Origin of the sequence: Aquimarina megaterium XH134, assembly GCF_000520975.1 — a bacterium.
In the GTDB taxonomy this organism is placed as follows: domain Bacteria; phylum Bacteroidota; class Bacteroidia; order Flavobacteriales; family Flavobacteriaceae; genus Aquimarina; species Aquimarina megaterium.
The window spans coordinates 1-919 of the sequence record NZ_JACB01000012.1; the positions used below are offsets into that span (position 1 = coordinate 1).

General features: G+C 34.9%; 1 protein-coding gene. It reads left to right on the forward strand.

The window, feature by feature from the left end; all coding sequences use genetic code 11:
* The first annotated feature begins 155 nt into the window (after positions 1–155).
* On the forward strand, positions 156–854 hold the full coding sequence (locus Z053_RS0109600) for a hypothetical protein (protein WP_025664806.1): 699 nt from the start codon (positions 156–158) through the stop codon (positions 852–854).
* Positions 855–919: the final 65 nt, after the last annotated feature.

Sequence of the window (919 nt, forward strand, 5' to 3'; positions counted from 1 at the left end):
AGGAAGGTAATTAGGCAGTAGACTTGCCTTCAACATTTGAGTTATAAGCATACAAAATAGGTATATCTAATGTAGTATGACCATAACTTACTATGCTCTGTATTGAGTATTCTAATTATTTACAATAACAGATCTAATTCATAAAACAACAAATCATGAAAAAAACAATTTTTAAAGTAATCACTATGGTAATGCTGGCAACCTTTATTAGTAGTTGCGAGACAGATGATGGTACTCTTGATGGTCTTGAAGGAGAATCAAAAAATATATCTGTAGAGACTTCTACAATAGATAAATCTGCTACAAAAGCAGCTAATGGTTGCCATAACTGGAGTATTAAAAGGTATGAAGGCCCTATGTGGATGGATTTTAGGACCCGAAAAGTATATCCTTATGTAAATACGATCACAATTGCTGAGGCAAATTGTGATGGAATTTGGGAAGCTACCGGAGGTTTTAAAATTATTGATAATACTCATAATAAAAGAACAGTGCGGGTTAAAAGAATCAATAAGAACGAAGGCAAGCTTTTTTTTATTACCAGCGGGGGCTATTCTGTTCTTACTTTTGATGCTTTCATTTATCCAGACACTACACCACCTACAACTTCATGTCCTACCAGCGAGCATACCAAAATGAGACAAAGCTTTTCTAAATATGCTGCTGCCAGTAATTATGATGAGAGATATACATATAACTGGACAGTCGTTAATAAAGGAAATACATACCATGGAACAGGAAGCAATATTAGACTGCGAGGTTATGGAAATTTTAATGTCACGCTTACTGTTACCCTGGATGGTTGTACTACCCAAACCAGAACTCAAAACTTTTATGTGAATATTGGAAGGTAATTAGGCAGCAGACTTGCCTTCAACTTTGAGTTACAGAATAGGCATATCTAATGTAGTATGACCAT